The organism is Pseudoalteromonas sp. SR41-4 (assembly GCF_014163985.1).
Taxonomy (GTDB): Bacteria; Pseudomonadota; Gammaproteobacteria; order Enterobacterales; family Alteromonadaceae; genus Pseudoalteromonas; species Pseudoalteromonas rhizosphaerae.
The window spans coordinates 74785-94043 of the sequence record NZ_JACJEI010000011.1; the positions used below are offsets into that span (position 1 = coordinate 74785).

The following is a 19259-nucleotide window of genomic DNA, read 5'->3' on the forward strand; positions in this document are numbered from 1 at the left end:
GTAGTTAACTATCATTATGTTTTCTTGTATATGAATTATACTAACATAGTCTGAGTTTTATTTTCATTAACTAAATAACACAATTCGTTTACGGCCACGCTAAGCACACAGAGCGTCTATACTCTGCTGCAGCTGTTCAATAAACTTCGCTACATGTAAACCATCCATCAATGCATGGTGCACATCTATTGAGATAGGCATTGTCCCCTTTTGTGCATCAAACTGTCCAAACACTAATTTAGGAATGCCGAAATGATTACCTTGTGTATGTGCATGAGAGAAGCTTGTAAAGTTCAACCACGGTAAAACCGAAATATGGATCAAATCAGTCTGACCTTCGGTTTGCGCAAAAGCAGTTGAGAATAATGGCTGTTGCTTTGCCGCTAAGCTAACTCTGTTTGCATGTATTTGAAAGTCGTTCAACGTAGCTTGTTGTGAAAAGTAGCTAAACCTAAAGGTATCATCATCAGCAAGCTCTACAACACTGGCACGTTGAGCAGCTAGTTGCCAAGGTACACCGTCAATGATCCTCAGTAACATTGGTTGATAAGTATTACTTGCCTGCAATGTCGCATAGATATAGGCATGAAAAAAAGAGCATTGCTGTGATTTACAATGCTGATACAACGCCCCCATATCTAATTGTACACATACATTAAAGTAGGGTTGCGTAAACTCTTTAAACAGTGAGAAATGTTGTTCGCGTGGCCATGTGGCTAAATCGATGGGCGTCATATCTTTAAAAACTATACAGGTCAGGATGACCGTATCGTGAGGGATTTACTGAATAATGTAAAGGCGTGCAATTGCACGCCTATAACGCGTTTATTATAAACCGTTTTTGATGATCTCTTGTGCGAGTTCGTCTGCGATCAAATGCGTTGATTTTTGCTCTTTCTCACTTCGCGAAAAAATTTCAGTTAAGGTTTTGAAGATCCCCTCAACATGTTTATTTGATGCCTCAGCACTGTAACCTTCTGGCGCTGTTTCATAATAAACATTAATAATACCACCTGCGTTAATCACATAATCTGGTGCGTATAAAATACCTTTTTCACGAATGATCTCACCGTGACGAGACTCGGCTAATTGGTTATTTGCACAACCAGCAATAATTGTCGCTTTAATGCGTGGAATAGTCGCATCATTTACTGTTGCACCAAGTGCACACGGTGCATATACATCGACATCAAGGTCGTATATTTCATCAATGCCTACAGCAGTCGCTGCAAAATCATTCACGACTCGATCAATTGCCACTTGGTTGATATCAGTTACAAACAAGGTCGCACCCGCGTCATGCAAATGTTTACACAAGCCATAAGCAACAGCGCCTAAGCCTTGTACTGCCACTTTAATGCCACTCAAGTCTTGGTGACCACGTTGATGTTGTAACGCCGCTTTAATTCCTAAAAATGTGCCATACGCTGTAAATGGTGATGGGTTACCACTTTTACCTTCAAGGCCTAATACATAGTTAGTTTCTTTATTCATGATAGCCACATCATCACAGGTGATGTTTACATCTTCAGCGGAATAGTAACTACCATTTAAGCGCTCTAATTGGCGACCAAATGCACGGAATAATTGTTCAGACTTAATTTCTTTGGCATTTCCAATGATCACAGATTTACCACCACCAAATGGTAAACGTGCTACCGCATTTTTGTAGGTCATACCCTTTGATAAACGAAGCGCATCGACAACAGCGTCGTCATCACTTGCGTAATCCCACATTCTGCAACCACCAACAGCAGGACCTAAATTAGTATTATGAACGGCAATAATTGCACGAAGGCCTGATTCTTTATCTGAACAAAAAACCACTTGTTCGTGGTTATCAAAATCAACTCGATTGAACACAGCCACTTTATCTTACTCCGAAATTTGTAACCCGTGAGAGGGTATGCACGCTGAAATTGCCGAGACTCTACCACTTCATATTACAGCTTGCCACTATATGAGATGATAAAACCTATCAATATCAGGCGCCGTAATGAACAAGCTAAATTATCGCAATTTTAAACATTTTAAATTCAAAAATAGTCACTTTTTAGAATAGTTAATTAACTTAACTAAAAATATAGCATGATAACGTTTACGTGAACGTCAATTTAAATATTATTGTAAAGTTTAAATTACAAGGCAATAAACAGCAACAAGAGAGTAATGATGGGTCTTTGCGGGAGGTTAGGTGGTTTACATCCAACTGGTCAGAGCTGATAAGCGGTATCTGAGAAAACTCAAATACCGCATAATAAAGCGAATACTTATTTTAATTTAGCGTCTAACTCTGCAATTTTAGCTTTCCAAATTGCTGGGCCTTGGGTATGCGCATTTGCGCCTTCACTATCCACTGCGACAGTGACTGGCATATCTTCTACTTCAAATTCATAGATAGCTTCCATACCTAAATCTTCAAATGCCACTACACGGGCTTTTTTGATTGCTTTAGATACTAAGTAAGCTGCTCCACCTACGGCCATCAAATACACAGATTTATTGTTTTTGATAGACTCAACTGTTGCAGGGCCACGTTCCGCTTTACCAATCATGCCAATAATGCCAGTTTTTTCTAGCATCATGTCAGTGAATTTATCCATCCGCGTTGCTGTTGTAGGACCCGCTGGGCCCACTGCTTCATCACGTACCGCGTCAACTGGGCCAACGTAGTAAATAAACTTATTATCAAAATCAACACCTGCAGGTAACCCTTCACCAGAATTGATCATATCTTGCAGACGTTTATGCGCTGCATCACGACCAGTTAATATAGTCCCTGACAGTAATACTGTTTCGCCCATTTTCCATTCATGCGTGTCTTCTTTAGTTAGCGTATTTAAGTCAACACGACGCGTGCCCTCACCCACTTCAAATGTGACTTCTGGCCAATCTTCAAGTTTTGGCGCTTTTAAGTTTGCAGGACCTGAACCATCTAATGTGAAATGTACATGGCGAGTCGCCGCACAATTAGGGATCATAACCACAGGTTTTGAGGCCGCATGAGTCGGTGCGGTTTTTATTTTCACATCAACCACTGTTGTTAAACCGCCAAGGCCTTGTGCGCCAATACCGAGCTTATTTGCGCGCTCAAATATTTCTAAACGAAGTTTCTCTTCGGTGGTTTCTGCGCCACGTTCCATAAGCTCATGGATATCAACTGGATCCATAAGTGATTCTTTTGCCATTACTGCGGCTTTTTCTGCCGTTCCGCCAATACCTATACCTAGCATGCCTGGTGGACACCAACCAGCGCCCATGGTCGGCAAGGTCTTTTCGACCCATTCAGCCACATCATCAGATGGATTAAGCATCACCATTTTACTTTTATTTTCAGAGCCGCCGCCTTTTGCTGCCACCATTACTTCAACATTGCCGCCTGCCACTAAATCAATGTGCACGACCGAAGGCGTATTATCTTTGGTGTTTTTACGGCTACCTGCAGGATCTGCAACAATAGATGCACGTAATGGATTATCTGGATTCAAATAAGCACGACGCGTCCCTTCGTCAACCATTTGCTGTACGGTTAAATCTGTTTTGTCCCACTTAACATCCATACCTACTTTCACAAAACAAGTAATAATACCTGTGTCTTGGCACAAAGGACGTTTGCCTTCTGCCGACATCCGCGAGTTAATTAAAATCTGCGCAATGGCATCTTTTGCCGCTTTACTTTGTTCTTTGTTATAGGCTTTTTCGAGCGCTTGAACAAAATCAAGTGGATGATAAAACGAAATATACTGCAATGCATCTTCAATGCTATCAATAAAGTCTTGCTGACGAATTGTACTCATAGGGGTTCCTTAAATTACCTTTACGTGAGAACACGTAAACTAGGCCAAACCAGTGACGGTGGTTTGTACAGCGCTTAGGCAACGTCACTAAACGCTGCCAAAAAATTATAACTTATGATACCCTCCTAGCCCGTTTCGAGCCAGTTCTTCAGGGTAAAAAAATAGATGATAAAGCAACAAAAAACCTGTATTCAATTAGACATTTCGCTCAACTGCCTAGAGGTTTTCGCCTATTTTGCCCATTTACCTTATGCCGTTCTGCTGGATTCAGCCAACAGCGACCATATAAATAGTCGTTACGATCTGATTGCTATTGCGCCAAAAATGCGCCTAGAAGTTAAAAATAACCACACGTTTATTGATGACAAGGCAACTGAACAAGATTGTTTTAGCATCATTAAAGCACAGCTAAATACTCTAGATAGCAGTAAAACTAAGCCTAACCTACCTTTTAGTGGCGGCTGGCTCGGGTATTTTGGTTACGACCTTGGCCGAGTCATTGAAAAACTTCCCAGCCAAGCTATCGATGATATCGATATGCCACAACTAGCTATTGGTCTCTATATGGATGCACTTATCTATGATAAAAAGCTGCACAGTTGGTTTTATGTCGCACAGCCTGATGTTGATAGATCAGCAATGTATCTACAGGAGTTAGCTCACGCCTCTCCAATTACCTCGCCATTTGAAATCACCCGAGGCTGGTCATCAAATATGAGCCGCGCACAATACAGCGCTAAGTTTGCAAGAATTCAGGGATATTTAAAAAGTGGCGATTGTTATCAAATTAACTTAGCACAGCGTTTTACAGCGCAGTATCAAGGCTCACCGTGGCATGCTTATTGTACTTTGCGCGAAGCTAACAAAGCACCATTTTCAAGTTTTATTAATCATCCTGATGGCGCTATTTTATCTATTTCCCCTGAGCGCTTTATTGCCATTAATGATAATCAGGTTGAAACCAAGCCAATCAAAGGAACGCTGCCACGGTGTCTTGATAAAAAAGAAGATGCGTTACAAGCAACTCGATTACAAAATTCAGCGAAAGATCGCGCTGAGAATGTGATGATTGTTGATTTACTGCGCAACGACTTAGGTAAAGTTGCCAAACCTGGTACCGTGCAAGTCCCGTCACTCTTTGCGATTGAGAGTTTTCCTGCAGTACACCACTTAGTCAGTACCGTGACAGCGCAGTTAGCTGACGATAAAACTGCGGTTGATCAGTTGTATGCTGCTTTTCCGGGAGGGTCAATCACCGGTGCACCCAAAATTCGTGCGATGGAAATCATTGAAGAATTAGAACCGCATCGGCGCAGTATTTACTGTGGTTCAATCGGTTATTTAAGCGCTTGTGGCAATATGGATACCAGTATTACCATCCGAACTTTAGTGTGTCACAAACAGCATATTTATTGTTGGGCTGGCGGCGGCATTGTTGCTGATTCACAAGTGGATTTGGAATACCAAGAAACTTACGATAAAGTAAATAAAATCTTACCTTTATTGAAGTAACCTGTGTGAATAGCAAACAGCTTATGGCTCGTTTTCAGCTAACTGCGCCTGCCAATGAGTATATACAGCCAGCTGATAAGAGACATTTTAAACAACGTCCTCAACGAGCCAGTGCCGTTATGTTACCGCTGATTGATGTAGATAACAGCGCGCACATATTACTATGCAAACGCCCAATGTTCTTAAATCACCATCCTGGGGAAATTTGCTTACCAGGCGGTAAGCATGAGTTGAGCGATGCAAACTTACGCCATACTGCACTGCGTGAACTAAGTGAAGAGCTAAATATCGCCCCATCAAATGTCACTGTCATCGGTCAATTAGGCGATTACTCTACTCTTACCGGCTTTACGATTACACCGTTTGTTGGTGTATTAGCCCCAGATACACATTGGCATGCAGACCAAAATGAAGTGGCCGCCAGTTTTTTGCTGCCCGTCAGCGCACTCGCTGATGTAAACAATTGGCAACCCTTACCTTTTCATCGCTTTGGCAAAACTATTACTTTACAAGGTTTTTCAACTCCTTACGGACTACTTTGGGGAGCCACTGCTAGCATTATAAAAAACTTTACAAAACAGCTTGCCATACCAGTTTAAATCTCTATTGCAAAGGGTTACAAGGGTACAATTACGCGTTATTATGTGCGACCGTTCAAAGGCAGCAATCGTGCTGAGTAAAAGTAGAGTAAAGTTATTATGATCAGTGCATTCGATATGTTTAGTATTGGCATTGGCCCGTCATCATCACACACCGTCGGCCCAATGCGCGCATCGCGTTTATTTGTTAACGAACTACAACAACAAAACTTGTTAACCGATGTCACCAGCATTAAAGTTGAGCTATATGGCTCATTGGGACAAACAGGTATCGGCCATGGCTCAGGCAAAGCAGTTATCCTCGGACTTGCGGGTTATGATCCGGAAACCATTGATGCCGATTTAGTAGACGATATTCTCGCTAAAATTGAAAATGAACAAGTGATCCACTTAAATCAAGTGCATCAAGCAAAGTTTCCAAAACAAGGAGCGATTGTATTCCACCGTCGTAAAACTTTGCCAAAACACTCAAATGCAATGGAGATCATTGCTTTTAAAGGCGACGAAAAACTCCATAGTAAAGTTTACTATTCAATTGGCGGCGGTTTTATTGTTACCGATGAAGAATTTGAAAACGAAAAACAAGCTGCGCTCACTGTCCGTGAAGAAAACCCAGCCCCCTTTCCATTTGGCAGTGCCAAAGAATTATTAGAAATGTGTAAGGAGTCAGGTTATAGCGTATCAAGCTTGATGATGAAAAATGAAAAAACCTTACGCACAGAAGATGAAATAAAAGATGAACTATTCAATATTTGGCAAGTAATGAAAGCCTGTATTGAACGCGGTATGCGCACCGAAGGAATTTTACCTGGTGGTTTGAAAGTAAAACGTCGCGCCCCTAGCCTGTACTTAAAGCTCAATATTGAAGTCAGCAATGACCCCCTTCGCGCAATGGACTGGGTGGATTTATTTGCCCTTGCTGTTAATGAAGAAAACGCTGCAGGTGGCCGTGTAGTTACAGCACCAACTAATGGCGCAGCAGGTATTTTACCTGCGGTATTAATGTACTACCACACATTCATTAAAGAAATAGACCGCGATATTGCAACTCGTTATTTATTAACTGCCGCCGCAATTGGCATCTTATATAAAAAGAATGCCTCAATTTCAGGTGCTGAAGTTGGTTGCCAAGGCGAAGTTGGCGTCGCATGTTCAATGGCTGCTGGTGCACTGACTGAAATTGTCGGTGGCAGTGTATTACAAGTAGAAAATGCCGCGGAAATTGGCATGGAGCATAACTTAGGGTTAACCTGCGACCCTGTCGGTGGATTAGTACAAGTGCCGTGCATTGAACGTAATGCTATGGGAGCTATTAAAGCAATAAATGCATCGCGTTTGGCTATTCGTGGCAGTGGCGAGCAAAAAGTATCATTGGATAAAGTTATTAAAACCATGCTTGATACTGGTAACGATATGAAAACTAAATATAAAGAAACCGCTCGCGGTGGCTTAGCGGTAAATATAATTGAGTGTTAGGTTTATAGTCATTAAAAAAGCCGCAATATGCGGCTTTTTTGTTTTCAACAGATTAAAGTCACTTAACCGGTAATTCTATATCTTCAAACAGCTTATCTACGTCATCTTGATTACGTAGTAAACTCGCTCGCTCAACCCGCTCTTTGGTCAGATGTGGTGCAAAACGCTCTATAAAGTCATACATATACGTACGTAAAAAGCTGCCTTTTCTAAAGCCAATTTTAGTGGTGCTGGCTTCAAATAAATGGCTGGCATCAATACACACTAAATCGGTATCTGCAATTTGATCAATCGCCATTGATGCTACAACACCCACACCTAAACCTAAGCGTACATAGGTTTTAATCACATCGGCGTCAGTTGCAGTAAATACAATGTGTGGTTCAAGTCCCTGCGCATTAAATGCTTTATCAAGTTCTGAACGGCCAGTAAAACCAAATACATAAGTAATAAGTGGATACTGGGCAATATCGGCAACGGTTAGCGACTCTGCTTTTTTAGCTAGTGGATGGTCTTTTGCCACCACAATACTGCGATTCCAGTGATAGCAAGGTAACATCACTAAATCAGAATATAAATGTAGTGCTTCAGTGGCAATTGCAAAATCAGCATCGCCACGAGCAGCAGCATCAGAAATTTGCTGCGGCGTACCTTGGTGCATGTGCAATGACACCGCAGGGTACTTTTTCATAAATCCTTGGATCACACTTGGCAGTGCATACCGTGCTTGGGTATGTGTGGTGGCAATATTCAACTTACCTTGATCAGGTAGTGTATGCTCATTTGCAACCGCTTTAATACCCTCTACTTTAGAAAGGATTTCACGGGAAATATTAATTATTTCAGTGCCCGCGCTGGTAACATGGGTTAAGTGTTTTCCACTTCGCCCAAAAATCTGCACGCCCAACTCATCTTCCAACATACGTACTTGCTTAGAAATACCTGGCTGTGAGGTAAACAAACTTTCAGCGGTTGCTGAAACATTAAGTTTATGATTTTGGACTTCGACGATGTATCTGAGTTGTTGTAATTTCATGGCTGCATTTTTTAGTGTAGTTATACTGCTTATTTATAAATGCTACATCGCGTCAAGCCAAGTTTTTTCTGATTAACAATAGAAAAAGGCTGTCTGGAATCGTATTTATAAGGTTATCTGCTTAGGCTAGCATAATCCCTCGCCTTGAGGTAGCCATCTTTTAAGCTGATGCTCAAAATGAAAAAATATCATACGCAGATAGTAATAAATGATGAGAAAGTGAATTCTTTTTTACATAAGCCGCGCAAAACTATCCTGTTAGCATATATTTAATGTAAGATTAAAATTATTAGTTTGTGAAATTTGAGACCTAAACCATGATCGTTTCTATTATTATTATGTTGATTGTTGCACTGATTGTCATTGCCCTCTGGGTCAGTGCGGTACAACAGCATAAAGAGAAACAAGAAACAGAACGCCGCAAAGACTTAACCAAACAAAAAAAAATCATTGAAGAATCAGAAGACGTTCTATTAAATAGCGCAAACATCCCTATGTCAGAACATATTTTACGTATTCTACAACGGCGTATTCATGATGCTTTAGTCGCTATGGTGCAGCTATCACCCAATTCGAAAGAGTTAAAGAATCGCTTAAAGGAAGCAAAAGAACGTTTAGGAGACTCAATCGACACCACTAACTTAGAAAATTTAGTGTTACCCGATAACGACAAGCAATTAATAGCACTAATCCAAGGTATTAAGAAAGTACGCGCAGTACTTCGTTCAGAGCATGGCAAAGGCAAAGTAGACAGCCAAATTTTTATTGCTGAAGACAAGCGCTTAGAAAAACTCCAATTACGAATTAATATTGAAAGCCAGATTAAACGAGGTATCTCCGCACGCTCTGCGAATATGGTCGGTTCTGCACGCCAATACTTTGAAAAAGCCTACGCTACTGTATCTGCAGTCGCTTATAGCGATGACTATATAACCACTAAACGCCAAGAGCTCGAAGGTTATTTAGAAGCAATAAGCACAGAGCTTAAAGCATCTAATGCAACAGCACTGAAGAAAAAAGCAGAGCAAGAACAAGACGATTTAGACGTACTTTTTGCACCAAAGAAAAAGTGGTAAACCACTTTTTCTTTGTATTAACTTAGGGTCTGTTGACCTTTGCGGATTAATATTTGTTCTGCCTAGGGGCAATTTAATCGCGGCGCGAGGTTTGTAACCTAGTGGGCTAAGTAAAAACCGAGCAAAGCTTCCGCGTCCTGCTCACGCCCCTTACTTACATCCAAAGTAACAAAGAGTTAATTGCCCCTAGGCAGAACCCTTCGGGCAGCGCCTGTTTGGCATTGATGCTGCGTTATCACCTATTTATGGGGAATGACCACATCACATAGGTTCTGCCTTGCCTAAATACCAAACAGACTGCTGAAAATTCAACCTTGATAAGTCAACAGACCCTAGTAACTCACTAAGATAAAAACGCAAATTTGATCACAAACATCGCAGTCAATATCCACACACTGATGCTTACTTGTTCTCGTTTACCACACAATACTTTAACGACTGTATAAGAAATAAAGCCCAGTGCAATGCCATGAGCAATGGAGAATGTTAGCGGTGTCATCAGTAATACCACACTCACTGGAATGGCATCTGTCATATCATCCCAATTTACAAACTTAAGGTTTTGTAGCATTAGCACCGACACATATAAAATAGCTCCCGCAGTTGCATAAGCTGGCACCATTTTCGCCAAGGGTGCAAAAAACATCATCAATAAAAAGCACATTCCTACAACCACAGCTGTAAGTCCGGTTCTGCCACCCACAGATACTCCTGCAACTGACTCTATATATGAGGTTGTGGTCGAAGTGCCCAATACTGAACCGGCAATGGTTGCGGCGCTATCAGCACTTAATGCTCGTCCTAAACGAGGCATATTACCTTGTTCATCAGCAAGACCTGCTTTTTGAGTTACCGCAACTAAGGTGCCTGATGTATCAAATAAATCAACGAACAACAATGCAAAAATGACGCTAAGCATTGACAACTCAAACGCCGCTGAAAAATCAAGTTGCATAAAAGTAGGCGCAATTGAAGGAGGCATAGATATCACGCCTTGATACTCTACCAAACCCAGACTTAGCGCGATCACAGTTACTAATAAAATGCTGATCAAAACACCACTTTTAAAATCACGATAAAGTAGCGCTGCAATAACAAAAAAGCTAAAAATAGCCAACAATGGACCGGCAGCCGTTATATCACCCAGTTGCACTAATGTTGCAGGGCTGGCCACAATGATCCCGGCATTTTTAAGCGCAATTAACGCTAAGAACGCTCCAATTCCTGTTGCAATGGCTTGCTTTAACACCAATGGAATAGCATTAATTATCCACTCCCTGACTTTGAACAAACTCAGGAACAAGAAAATACAGCCCGACATAAACACAGCCCCTAATGCTGCTTGCCAGGTATAGCCCATGCCTAACACAACACCATAAGTAAAAAAGGCATTAAGCCCCATACCAGGAGCCAAAGCTAACGGATAATTTGCCCAAAAGCCCATGATAAAACAGCCAATAGCCGCAGCAATACAAGTTGCCACAAACGCAGCACCTTGATCCATACCAGCTTCAGCCAACATAGCAGGGTTGACAAACACAATATAAACCATAGTAATAAAGGTAGTGAGGCCGGCAATACATTCGCGGCGCACAGTCGAGTTGTGGTCGCTAATTTTAAATAACGCGTCGAGCATAAGTGAGTTTCATTTTAGATGACAATAATTGCGTGATTTTATCATATATTTCAAGAATAACAGGACAATTAACCTGATATTAGACTAAACTGAGCAGGTAAATGACAACAATAATATGTGTGGCACTATGACAGATACCTCGCCAATTGGCTTAGATTTAGAACAACAGTTAGAAAACGTATTATCGTTTATCACCCAACCGAGCAAAGCCCCACACAGTGCGGTTAAAGCTGATACTCCTGATAACACTGTTAATAAAGCCCTGTATTATTTAAAAAATGATCAACCTCCTCTCGCTGCTAAATGGATGCGCTTAGCTGCAATGTCAGGTAATCAGCGAGCCCAATTTTATCTAGGATTATTTTTTATCAAAGGCCAAGGCGTACCTACTAGTGTTTTTCATGGCGCAGTATGGCTAAGTTTAGCCAGTAGCCAAGGCTATGAGCCTGCAACAACCGCCTTAACTGATTTACGTAAACATCTAGCCACCCGCCGCTTTAAAGATGCCCAGTGTTATGCTGCAACACTGTATGAACAAATACACCAACAGCAGTTTGCTCACCTGATCCCCAACTCACCTTGAAAAGGGACTAATCTACCCTTTTCGTTAAAATCAATTGCCACCTCAATTTAAATAATTAATACATTGTTTTGTATAGTATTATTTAATTTTCTGCACATTTTCAAAGCTGATGGTATCAAATAATGTTCTTTCTCATTTAAGCTTGGAATGAGGCATTATCTATAGCGAGATTTTTGATAGGTGTATTTCTCATAGAAACTTGGAAAATTTCTCATTCATAGCTGGAGTCGGTCAACTTTCTCATTGAAAGCTGGAATGAGGAAAATTAAAATTACAATAGCTGTTATTTCAGTAAATTTGAGACGAAAAAAAACCGCTCTGTAAGAGCCAGCTTTGAAATACATATATTTATAATAGATTACTTTACGTGAAAGTGAAAATAAATTTCTTTGATGCCATCTCTAATATGGTATTGATGAAGGGTGTAAACTGATAGGTACTGATATGCTTTTTTAAATGTATCACATTTCAAATATACAGACTTAGTGCGTTTAGGTATGATCTATTTCGGTTTAGTTTGATAAGTAATCACAATTTTAGATAAATCTAATTTTGGTTTTCCAAAGTACGTAAATCTAGACTCCAACTTCTGTAAACAACACTCGTTTAAATCTTCTTTTTTGTAGAGCACGAAGTCAGTCAAATAGGCATTCATGTAAAGCAGACAAACAGGCTCTACTTTACAGCAATCAGTTACTCGCTTCTCGCAATCACGCGATCTTTCAAAATTCGCGCTTCTATTTAGTACTAAATGATTACTGACAAAGTTCCGAATTGAATCAGCATCGATTAACGTCTCATCTTCTGTGAGCGCTAGAAAGTTATCATCTATTAATCGAAGGAGCGTCTTGCTATCCAGCTTGAGCATTTTGATTACACTCTCATGCTCCATATCTTTAAATGACTGCCATTTATTCTTAAGTACTTCTTTAATTCCACTTTCAGATATTAGTAGATAGTTAACGTAACGCAATGAGCTATTTACTTTGAATTGAGATTCAATTTTTCCAGAAATTGCATAATCAACCAACTCATCAACGGTTAAATCAAATAAATTATAAATATCTTTAGGTATGTCTTCGATTTTATAAAATTGTTCTTGTGTTTCAATGTGAGTATTTTGCGCAAAGGACTTAGCTAATATGCTTCCAATAACTTCAATATCAAAGAATGACTTTTCAGCCTGACAGCCAAGATACACTGCTGGGAGAGTACTATTATTAACAACATATATTAACGACTCCTTTTTTATACCTAAAAAATTAGATAACATCAAACCATCAACTTGATAGCTTAATTGATTCAAATCAGCTCCATTATCGAAGCGGCGCTTAGAAGTGAATAATTTAGTGTCAATTTTGGCATTGTGGTATTTTAATAAGATATGCTTAGCTTCAGCTGATGATGTTAAGCCTTTTTTGATATTAAAGGATTCTATCTGAGCTTGAAGTTCATTAATGCCAAATCGAGTAACAAGTTGCCCCATCCATTTTAACTGGCGTCGATGCTTTAACAGTAAATCTTCCCATACATTGCTTAGCTCATCACAACATAATAGTTTGTATACATCTTCGAATAACGCCCTTAAAAATGGGACAGTAACTGTACTGAACTTTAGTTTTGCAGTAATAAAATCCAACGGTCGAAAAACTGACTCAGAGAACTTCATCAGAGCGATTTCAAATAAATATCTTTCGCTATCCTCTAAACTTAAAAGATGCTTTTCAAATAGGTATAGGTCTTCTTTAGAGCTTTGGTCACTTTCCTCTAAAGAAAGCAAATTAAAAGCATTAACTAATGGTGTCTGATGCTTTATACAAATGGTTGTAGGAATATTTTGCCAACTATTATTATGTAAGCTATTTGCTTTAAAACATTCATGACACACTTTTAACTGATGTGATTGTGAGTAATTTCTGTGATGCTCTGGCACTTCAACACCATCAAGTAAGTTATACTCTAAAACATCTTTTTTTACTTGCTCTATGCTATATAACAAATCAACATGCTCACTTTTATATAAGTTCCACTTAAAAGGCACTTTGATTTGATTAGATTTAAGCAATTTGGCAACACTTACAAAGCCATAAAACTGAGCTATCAGTGCGCAAGCTCCATATGGAGTAACTTGAGTAATAGATGTATTACACTTCATAGTTCACTCCGAGTTCTTTTTTTAGAATTATGAATTTTTGAGTGTATGGATTAACTTGCAAGCGACCCTTTATCAATTTTGGCGTGTATGTGCTAACTAAGTCAGACTTTAGCATTTCATCGCGATTTCGATTAGCTGCGAATAAAATCGCTTTACTTAGGGTTTGTGTTAGTTGCCTTAAGTCACCATGAGTAGTCGCAAAAAGAGGTAAGTTAATCTGAGGGTCAGTAAAATCAATGTTTGTAAATCCTATTTTGCCATTAAGCGTGCGCAAGTAACTTACATAAGTTCTGTAATTTTTTTTCGTTGATACAGATAATAATGACTTTTTAATTGTGAGCGCATTTCTAGAAGCAAACTGCTCATTAATAAACAATAAATTTTCTACTTTGGATGTGCCAGCAAAAACTAAATATACATTGAATTCATCAACGAGCTCTTTTAAATAATCAGCAATTTGACGAACTGACTTTATTCCTACCTTTTCAACCACTTGCTGAAATTCATCAAACAATAATACTCGATACCGCTTGGTCTGCATTTGCTTAGCAATACGATTTCGTAATTGAACCTCCGTGCCATCGATAAGACCGGGCTCACCAAACCCTTTAAGTATTGCTCTGTATAAATCCAGTGGGCTCATATTTGACGGAGAGCGTATATAGCAAGCCTGTACAGAATTATTATCCGATGTCGTACAAGCGTGCTGTTCATTAAATTTGTCTTTAAACTTTTTTAATAACGTCGTTTTTCCAGAGCCAGAATCACCTACAATGAGTGTACAACAGCCACTACTAAGCTCAATAACGTTATTTGCCTGCGTTAATAATTGTTCCAACTCTTCCCTATTTTTCGCACAGGTAAACGTCTTTTGGATCAACATAATTGCTTTGGCTTTAAGCGTGATCTCTTCGGGTTCAGTAATCATAGCTCCTCCCCAATTGGAAACTCATCGCCATCACCTATATCAATTTCACTGTTAACATCACTATCCAGAGTGCAATTCACTGCATTCAATATTTTTTCATGAGCATTGTCGGCGCTAATATCAATTGATTTAGTGTTGTCATATTTCTTACGTTTATGTGCCTTCTTACCTGTATCTAATTCGTTTTCCTCTGCTTGCGCTGCTTTTGCTTTTTTGAAGTCTTGTAGCCCCATTTTAGTTCTTTTAGCAGTGTCATATTCATAATGCTTGCGAACTGAAGGTTCACATTCATTGAACTGGGATTTGCGGGCTGCATCTAATTCAGCTTGCTGTGATCCTGCTCCATCATGGTAGTTTTGCGGGCGGATAGGCACAATAAAAAACTGTCTTTCCACTTTAACAACGATACTACTTGTATCTATATCACTGTAGAAACAATCTACTTTTTCAACACCTGATAAGCTAAGGTCTTTGAGCTCGGGGCTAACATATTTTTCATTCTTCAACTTAATTGAGCCATTGGCGTAGAGCGTATGGTTTTTACTTACCCAAGCACGAAATGATCCAGGAATGTACTCTGGACTTGGCTTACAAATTAGCAACGGATTTTCGTTAACTTTGCTACTCCACACATCTATTGGTGCACGTTGATTTAATCCCCCATGCCCTGATTGGTGGTAAGTTTCTGTGATGAACTTTTGAAGCTCTACTTCAAACTCCTGCAATGTCAATACAGCATGTAATTTAGCCGTTTCAGTTTGCTCTAAATGACTATTGTTAACTCGTGTTTTAGAGCCAAGATACCCCGGCAGCTGGGCTAAAAACTCACGTCGTAATGTTCTAAAAAAGCTCTCAATAAACGGTTTTTGCCACGGGCTGTTAGACACTGTAGTAATGGGCATCACACCCAAATTTACTAGCATTGCTCTATATTCACTGCCAATGGCTGCTGTTGTTGCGTCTGTGATAAGTTTGATAGGTATTCCAGAACAGATCCAATTTAAATTTTCTTTTGGAGCCATAATATTTTTTACACATTCAATTGCTAAATCTTCTGATTCTGAGGCTTTTACTCCTACATGTATTGAATAGCCCACAATGCAGCGCGAATATGTATCAATCGCGAACATGGCGACGAGAGTGCCTAAATAGCTCCCCGATTCATTGTTAATACCAAGATTAATGTATACCGCATCCATTTCGACTCGCTCCATGGGAGACACACCGATGTACTCTCTACCGAGTTCATATCGTAGATGTTTTTGCTGTTGCTTACTGAGTGTTTTATTGATACTCATTTCAGCTTCTAAACCATTTAGGCGTCTGTAAATGCTCGCCTTAGATGGGGTTTTTGGGTATCTTTCAGGCTCTTTTTTATTAAGTTCAATAATTTTACAACGTATCAAATCTGCAATTTTGTTAACTGACTTTGCTGTCTTATCACTGCGTACAAAGTAATAATCAGTAAAGTAATCAAAAATTACATCTTCAGTTTCTTCGGTAAAGCGAGTGGTGCCTTTTCGTGAAGCTGCTCCATAGTTTATTAGTACGCGAGGATTTTTGTTTGATTCAATGTAAGCTTTCACTTTTGCTTGGCATGTGCTTCGACTAAAATGTGTTGAGTTATATTTATCCCAATTAAACAATGATCTACTTTCATCAATATTTGCATCTGACATCAAGTGTTTTGCATGTCTTTTGATGTGCTCTTCAGCAAAGTCACACCACATCTCTTGATTTTTAATTTGTTCATTACTTAAAAATAAATTAACTGTTGGGTGATGTATATTACTGTCAAAAACGCACGCTTCATTGTTGATAAGTTTTCTCGTCAACTCTGAATGAGAAAGCACTTTTACAGGACTATTAGGGATTTTCTTTTTCGTATCATCTAATGGGGAGAAATAAATAGAGTTACTTAATGAGTTTTTTTGCAAAGCATCAATGATATATAAGCTTTCATCTATGCGAATTTTCATCCCTTCTTCAAAAGCTAACCTGCTCATAAGGCACCCCCATAAATATTGCTACTTATAATAGTTTCACCACCTATTCCTGATGAAACACCTATATTTACATAATCACGAAAAATACAATATGAAATGATATTTGGATCTATACCTAAGCATTTACAAATATTAACGGCTTCACTAAGTGAGATTGGCTCTGATAACATATCTAAAAAATAATTTAAGGCGTCTTGATCAACATGCCCTAGTGCAATTGCATTGCGCTTAATCATCATCATATTTGACAGGGCTAATCGCGATGGTAGATGTTTTTCTGTCATTACATGGAATGAAAACCCGCATTGATTAAACGCCTTTTCAATGCACCTATGCTTGCGTTCAACTTTTTCATCAATAGTCTCAAACGCCTTAACTTCAATGATTTTAATTGTTTTATTACAATCAACTATGGAAAAGTCAGGTGTGTAGTTTTTAGTTCGTCCATTATCGATATACTTAATAGAAAATGGCTGACTTTTCACAGCTATAATTGTTTGGTCAAACTCAAACATCACTGCGAAATTAGCTTCATTGAATGATTCGAAAAAATGCGGTGATGAGTCTTTTGTTGTTGGGCATAACCCTGAGAGGTTGCATCGACTAAATCGCTTTAAATTGCGGCTCATATCGTCTTTGCGATAAGCATTATCTATGTATGTAAATTTATTTCTTTGTTTCACACTGATTATCCCCACAAATGAAATTTAACTTTAGCTTCATTTATGATGACGTCAAATACCGTCATTGCAAGAAATAATAGATTTTTTTGAGACACTAAACCAGAATCAAGTGAATAAGCTACAAAAAAAGATATTTACTAAGTTAAACCATTGATTTTCATATGCATAAAAAAACACAAAATAAATAGTTAAAATAATAACTAAATAACTACCTGCTATAAGAAAATCAGGTTTAGAAGAATAAAATATAACAAAAGCATACTAACGAGTCTCAAAAGTTAGTAAAGCAAAAACGCACTTAATCCCTATTGGGTACAGCATTCCTAGTAATTAACACTCTCCATCCAACATATAAGCAAGTCCAAGAGGGATTTACTTATCGGCAACTATTGAACTTCGCATATTTAGGCTATAAATAAGAGTATCAATCACAATACACAAATCAGATATGACACGTTCAAATGTGAATTTAGAATCAACAGAATCAGCACTGGTAGCTTTAAAAGCGTTCTTTAGCATCATGACGCAGTGGCGCGTTAGTGAAGAAGAGCAGCGTATTTTGTTGGGTAACCCCACAAATGAAGTTTTTGAAACATGGAAATGTGGTGAGGCAACATCACTAGAAAAAGATGTTTTTATGCGAATTTCCTACGTGATTGGTATCTATAAGAACTTGATGACACTTTTTCCTAAACAAAATCAGGCTAATGAATGGCTTCACAAGCCAAATAAAGCTTTTGACGGCTCGACGGCGCTAGGTTTAATGTTGCTAGGGCAAACAGTGCATTTGCGGGAAGTGAGACGTTATTTAGATGCTCAGCTTTGATATTATATGATCACGACACCTAAAAAGCCTGTATATCATTCTGTTTTAGAGGAAAAAATTATCGCACCTAACTCTCGTCCAAAGTTCTCTGATCCAGCTATATCGGGCAGTCTATAACGCCTCATATGTGGCCCTTTATCATGTGGTCTTGGAGGGGCGATAGAGTTTAATCTATTAGCAAACGCCACCAATCTGGTTAAAACTATTATGTCAGGATTCTTTTTTCCTAGCTCTATGCGACCAACACGACTCGATGATTCAGAAACTGATTCATTGAAAAAAGATACTCTTGATGAGCGAAACTCAAAGCGGCAACCTAAAGGCACTTCACCATACATTTGATTAAGCGAGTCAATAAGTGAGTCTAAGAACGCTAAATCTTCTGGCGTTGCTCTATTTAATTTAGATGCCTCAAAACGACACTCTTCTATACTTTTAGGTGCAGTGACTGTATTAGATAATCTAACTGCCTTGGTCAATTTAACAGGACTAACAGGTTTTATATTAGATACAACATTTGTCTGGCCTTGAGACCACTCAGCCGAGTAGCTTTCTTTTCCTCTAATAAAGTTAATAATGCTCTTGAGTGCAGAAGTATTGATTTGATTCATATCCCCATTCCAAATTGAGTGAACGATATGAAAATTGTTATAGCACAAAATCCAATCAAAACCATTACTAACTACACCACGTACGCCATCCTCTAAATACTTCTCAATATGCTCCGGTGCAATGTTCTTATTCGCACGCTTTGCTTCAATCATAACGACTGGCTTTTCATTATCAAGTAGTGCAATGTCAACAGACTGAGAAGTTCTATGCGCACTAGTCTGATTAAACTCAAAGTACGGTTCCAGATTAATTGAAGTGTTAGCAAAATCAACTATTGGGGCAATCAAGCGGTACATAGACCACCTCTCTGATTTCTGTGGCTTTGAGAGGTGGG

Annotated in this window: 16 protein-coding genes; 6 read left to right on the forward strand and 10 right to left on the reverse strand. The window is 39.1% G+C overall.

All coding sequences use genetic code 11. From position 1 onward, the window contains the following. Positions 1-99: 99 nt before the first annotated feature. From H5180_RS10885 to H5180_RS10895, 3 genes are all read right to left on the reverse strand, one after another. Entirely contained in the window at positions 100-735 is a 636-nt protein-coding gene (locus tag H5180_RS10885; protein WP_182734942.1) for a CatA-like O-acetyltransferase, read from the reverse strand. Between the two features lie 93 nt (positions 736-828). Further along, positions 829-1869, reverse strand: coding sequence for a Glu/Leu/Phe/Val dehydrogenase (locus H5180_RS10890; protein ID WP_182734943.1), 1041 nt, complete (start codon positions 1867-1869; stop codon positions 829-831). 401 nt (positions 1870-2270) lie between these two features. After that, complete coding sequence (locus H5180_RS10895) at positions 2271-3797, reverse strand: fumarate hydratase (RefSeq protein ID WP_145241038.1); 1527 nt, start codon at positions 3795-3797, stop codon at positions 2271-2273. Between the two features lie 165 nt (positions 3798-3962). Here H5180_RS10895 and pabB point away from each other — a divergent pair, with 165 nt between their 5' ends. The 3 genes from pabB (at position 3963) to H5180_RS10910 (ending at position 7384) form a co-directional block, all read left to right on the forward strand. After that, positions 3963-5309: an aminodeoxychorismate synthase component I gene (pabB, locus tag H5180_RS10900; RefSeq protein WP_182758212.1), complete on the forward strand. Its 1347-nt coding sequence runs from the start codon at positions 3963-3965 to the stop codon at positions 5307-5309. Between the two features lie 23 nt (positions 5310-5332). Beyond that, entirely contained in the window at positions 5333-5908 is a 576-nt protein-coding gene (locus H5180_RS10905; RefSeq protein WP_145241043.1) for a CoA pyrophosphatase, read from the forward strand. A gap of 99 nt (positions 5909-6007) precedes the next feature. Beyond that, positions 6008-7384, forward strand: a complete 1377-nt coding sequence (locus H5180_RS10910) for an L-serine ammonia-lyase (RefSeq protein ID WP_145241045.1) — start codon at positions 6008-6010, stop codon at positions 7382-7384. 58 nt (positions 7385-7442) lie between these two features. Here the strand turns inward: H5180_RS10910 and cysB are convergent, their stop codons facing one another. Continuing rightward, positions 7443-8420, reverse strand: a complete 978-nt coding sequence (gene cysB, locus H5180_RS10915; protein ID WP_145241047.1) for an HTH-type transcriptional regulator CysB — start codon at positions 8418-8420, stop codon at positions 7443-7445. Positions 8421-8737: 317 nt separating this feature from the next. On the opposite strand from cysB, the gene H5180_RS10920 reads away from it, so the two are divergent. Beyond that, positions 8738-9496: a hypothetical protein gene (locus H5180_RS10920; RefSeq protein ID WP_145241049.1), complete on the forward strand. Its 759-nt coding sequence runs from the start codon at positions 8738-8740 to the stop codon at positions 9494-9496. 343 nt (positions 9497-9839) lie between these two features. Here the strand turns inward: H5180_RS10920 and H5180_RS10925 are convergent, their stop codons facing one another. Then, positions 9840-11132 carry an NCS2 family permease gene (locus H5180_RS10925; protein ID WP_145241051.1) on the reverse strand — a complete coding sequence of 431 codons (1293 nt, stop codon included), beginning with the start codon at positions 11130-11132 and terminating at the stop codon, positions 9840-9842. 127 nt (positions 11133-11259) lie between these two features. On the opposite strand from H5180_RS10925, the gene H5180_RS10930 reads away from it, so the two are divergent. Then, positions 11260-11715: a sel1 repeat family protein gene (locus H5180_RS10930; protein WP_145241053.1), complete on the forward strand. Its 456-nt coding sequence runs from the start codon at positions 11260-11262 to the stop codon at positions 11713-11715. A 502-nt stretch (positions 11716-12217) separates the two neighbouring features. Here H5180_RS10930 and H5180_RS10935 read toward each other — a convergent pair. The 4 genes from H5180_RS10935 to H5180_RS10950 are packed head-to-tail and all read right to left on the reverse strand — an operon-like array spanning position 12218 to position 17487. Then, positions 12218-13870, reverse strand: a complete 1653-nt coding sequence (locus H5180_RS10935; RefSeq protein ID WP_182758213.1) for a hypothetical protein — start codon at positions 13868-13870, stop codon at positions 12218-12220. Continuing rightward, positions 13860-14798 (reverse strand): ATP-binding protein, encoded by a 939-nt coding sequence (locus H5180_RS10940; protein ID WP_182758214.1) that lies wholly within the window; start codon positions 14796-14798, stop codon positions 13860-13862. The genes H5180_RS10935 and H5180_RS10940 overlap by 11 nt, the downstream gene beginning before the upstream one ends. After that, on the reverse strand, positions 14795-16804 hold the full coding sequence (locus H5180_RS10945) for a DDE-type integrase/transposase/recombinase (RefSeq protein ID WP_182758215.1): 2010 nt from the start codon (positions 16802-16804) through the stop codon (positions 14795-14797). The genes H5180_RS10940 and H5180_RS10945 overlap by 4 nt, the downstream gene beginning before the upstream one ends. Continuing rightward, positions 16801-17487 carry a TnsA endonuclease N-terminal domain-containing protein gene (locus H5180_RS10950; protein WP_182758216.1) on the reverse strand — a complete coding sequence of 229 codons (687 nt, stop codon included), beginning with the start codon at positions 17485-17487 and terminating at the stop codon, positions 16801-16803. The genes H5180_RS10945 and H5180_RS10950 overlap by 4 nt, the downstream gene beginning before the upstream one ends. A gap of 448 nt (positions 17488-17935) precedes the next feature. Here H5180_RS10950 and H5180_RS10955 point away from each other — a divergent pair, with 448 nt between their 5' ends. Further along, entirely contained in the window at positions 17936-18313 is a 378-nt protein-coding gene (locus H5180_RS10955) for an MbcA/ParS/Xre antitoxin family protein (RefSeq protein ID WP_182758217.1), read from the forward strand. Positions 18314-18348: 35 nt separating this feature from the next. On the opposite strand, the gene H5180_RS10960 is transcribed toward H5180_RS10955, so the two are convergent. Then, the gene (locus H5180_RS10960; RefSeq protein WP_182758218.1) at positions 18349-19221 is read right to left on the reverse strand and encodes a type I restriction enzyme HsdR N-terminal domain-containing protein; all 873 of its coding nucleotides are present in this window, start codon (positions 19219-19221) and stop codon (positions 18349-18351) included. Positions 19222-19259 lie beyond the last annotated feature (38 nt).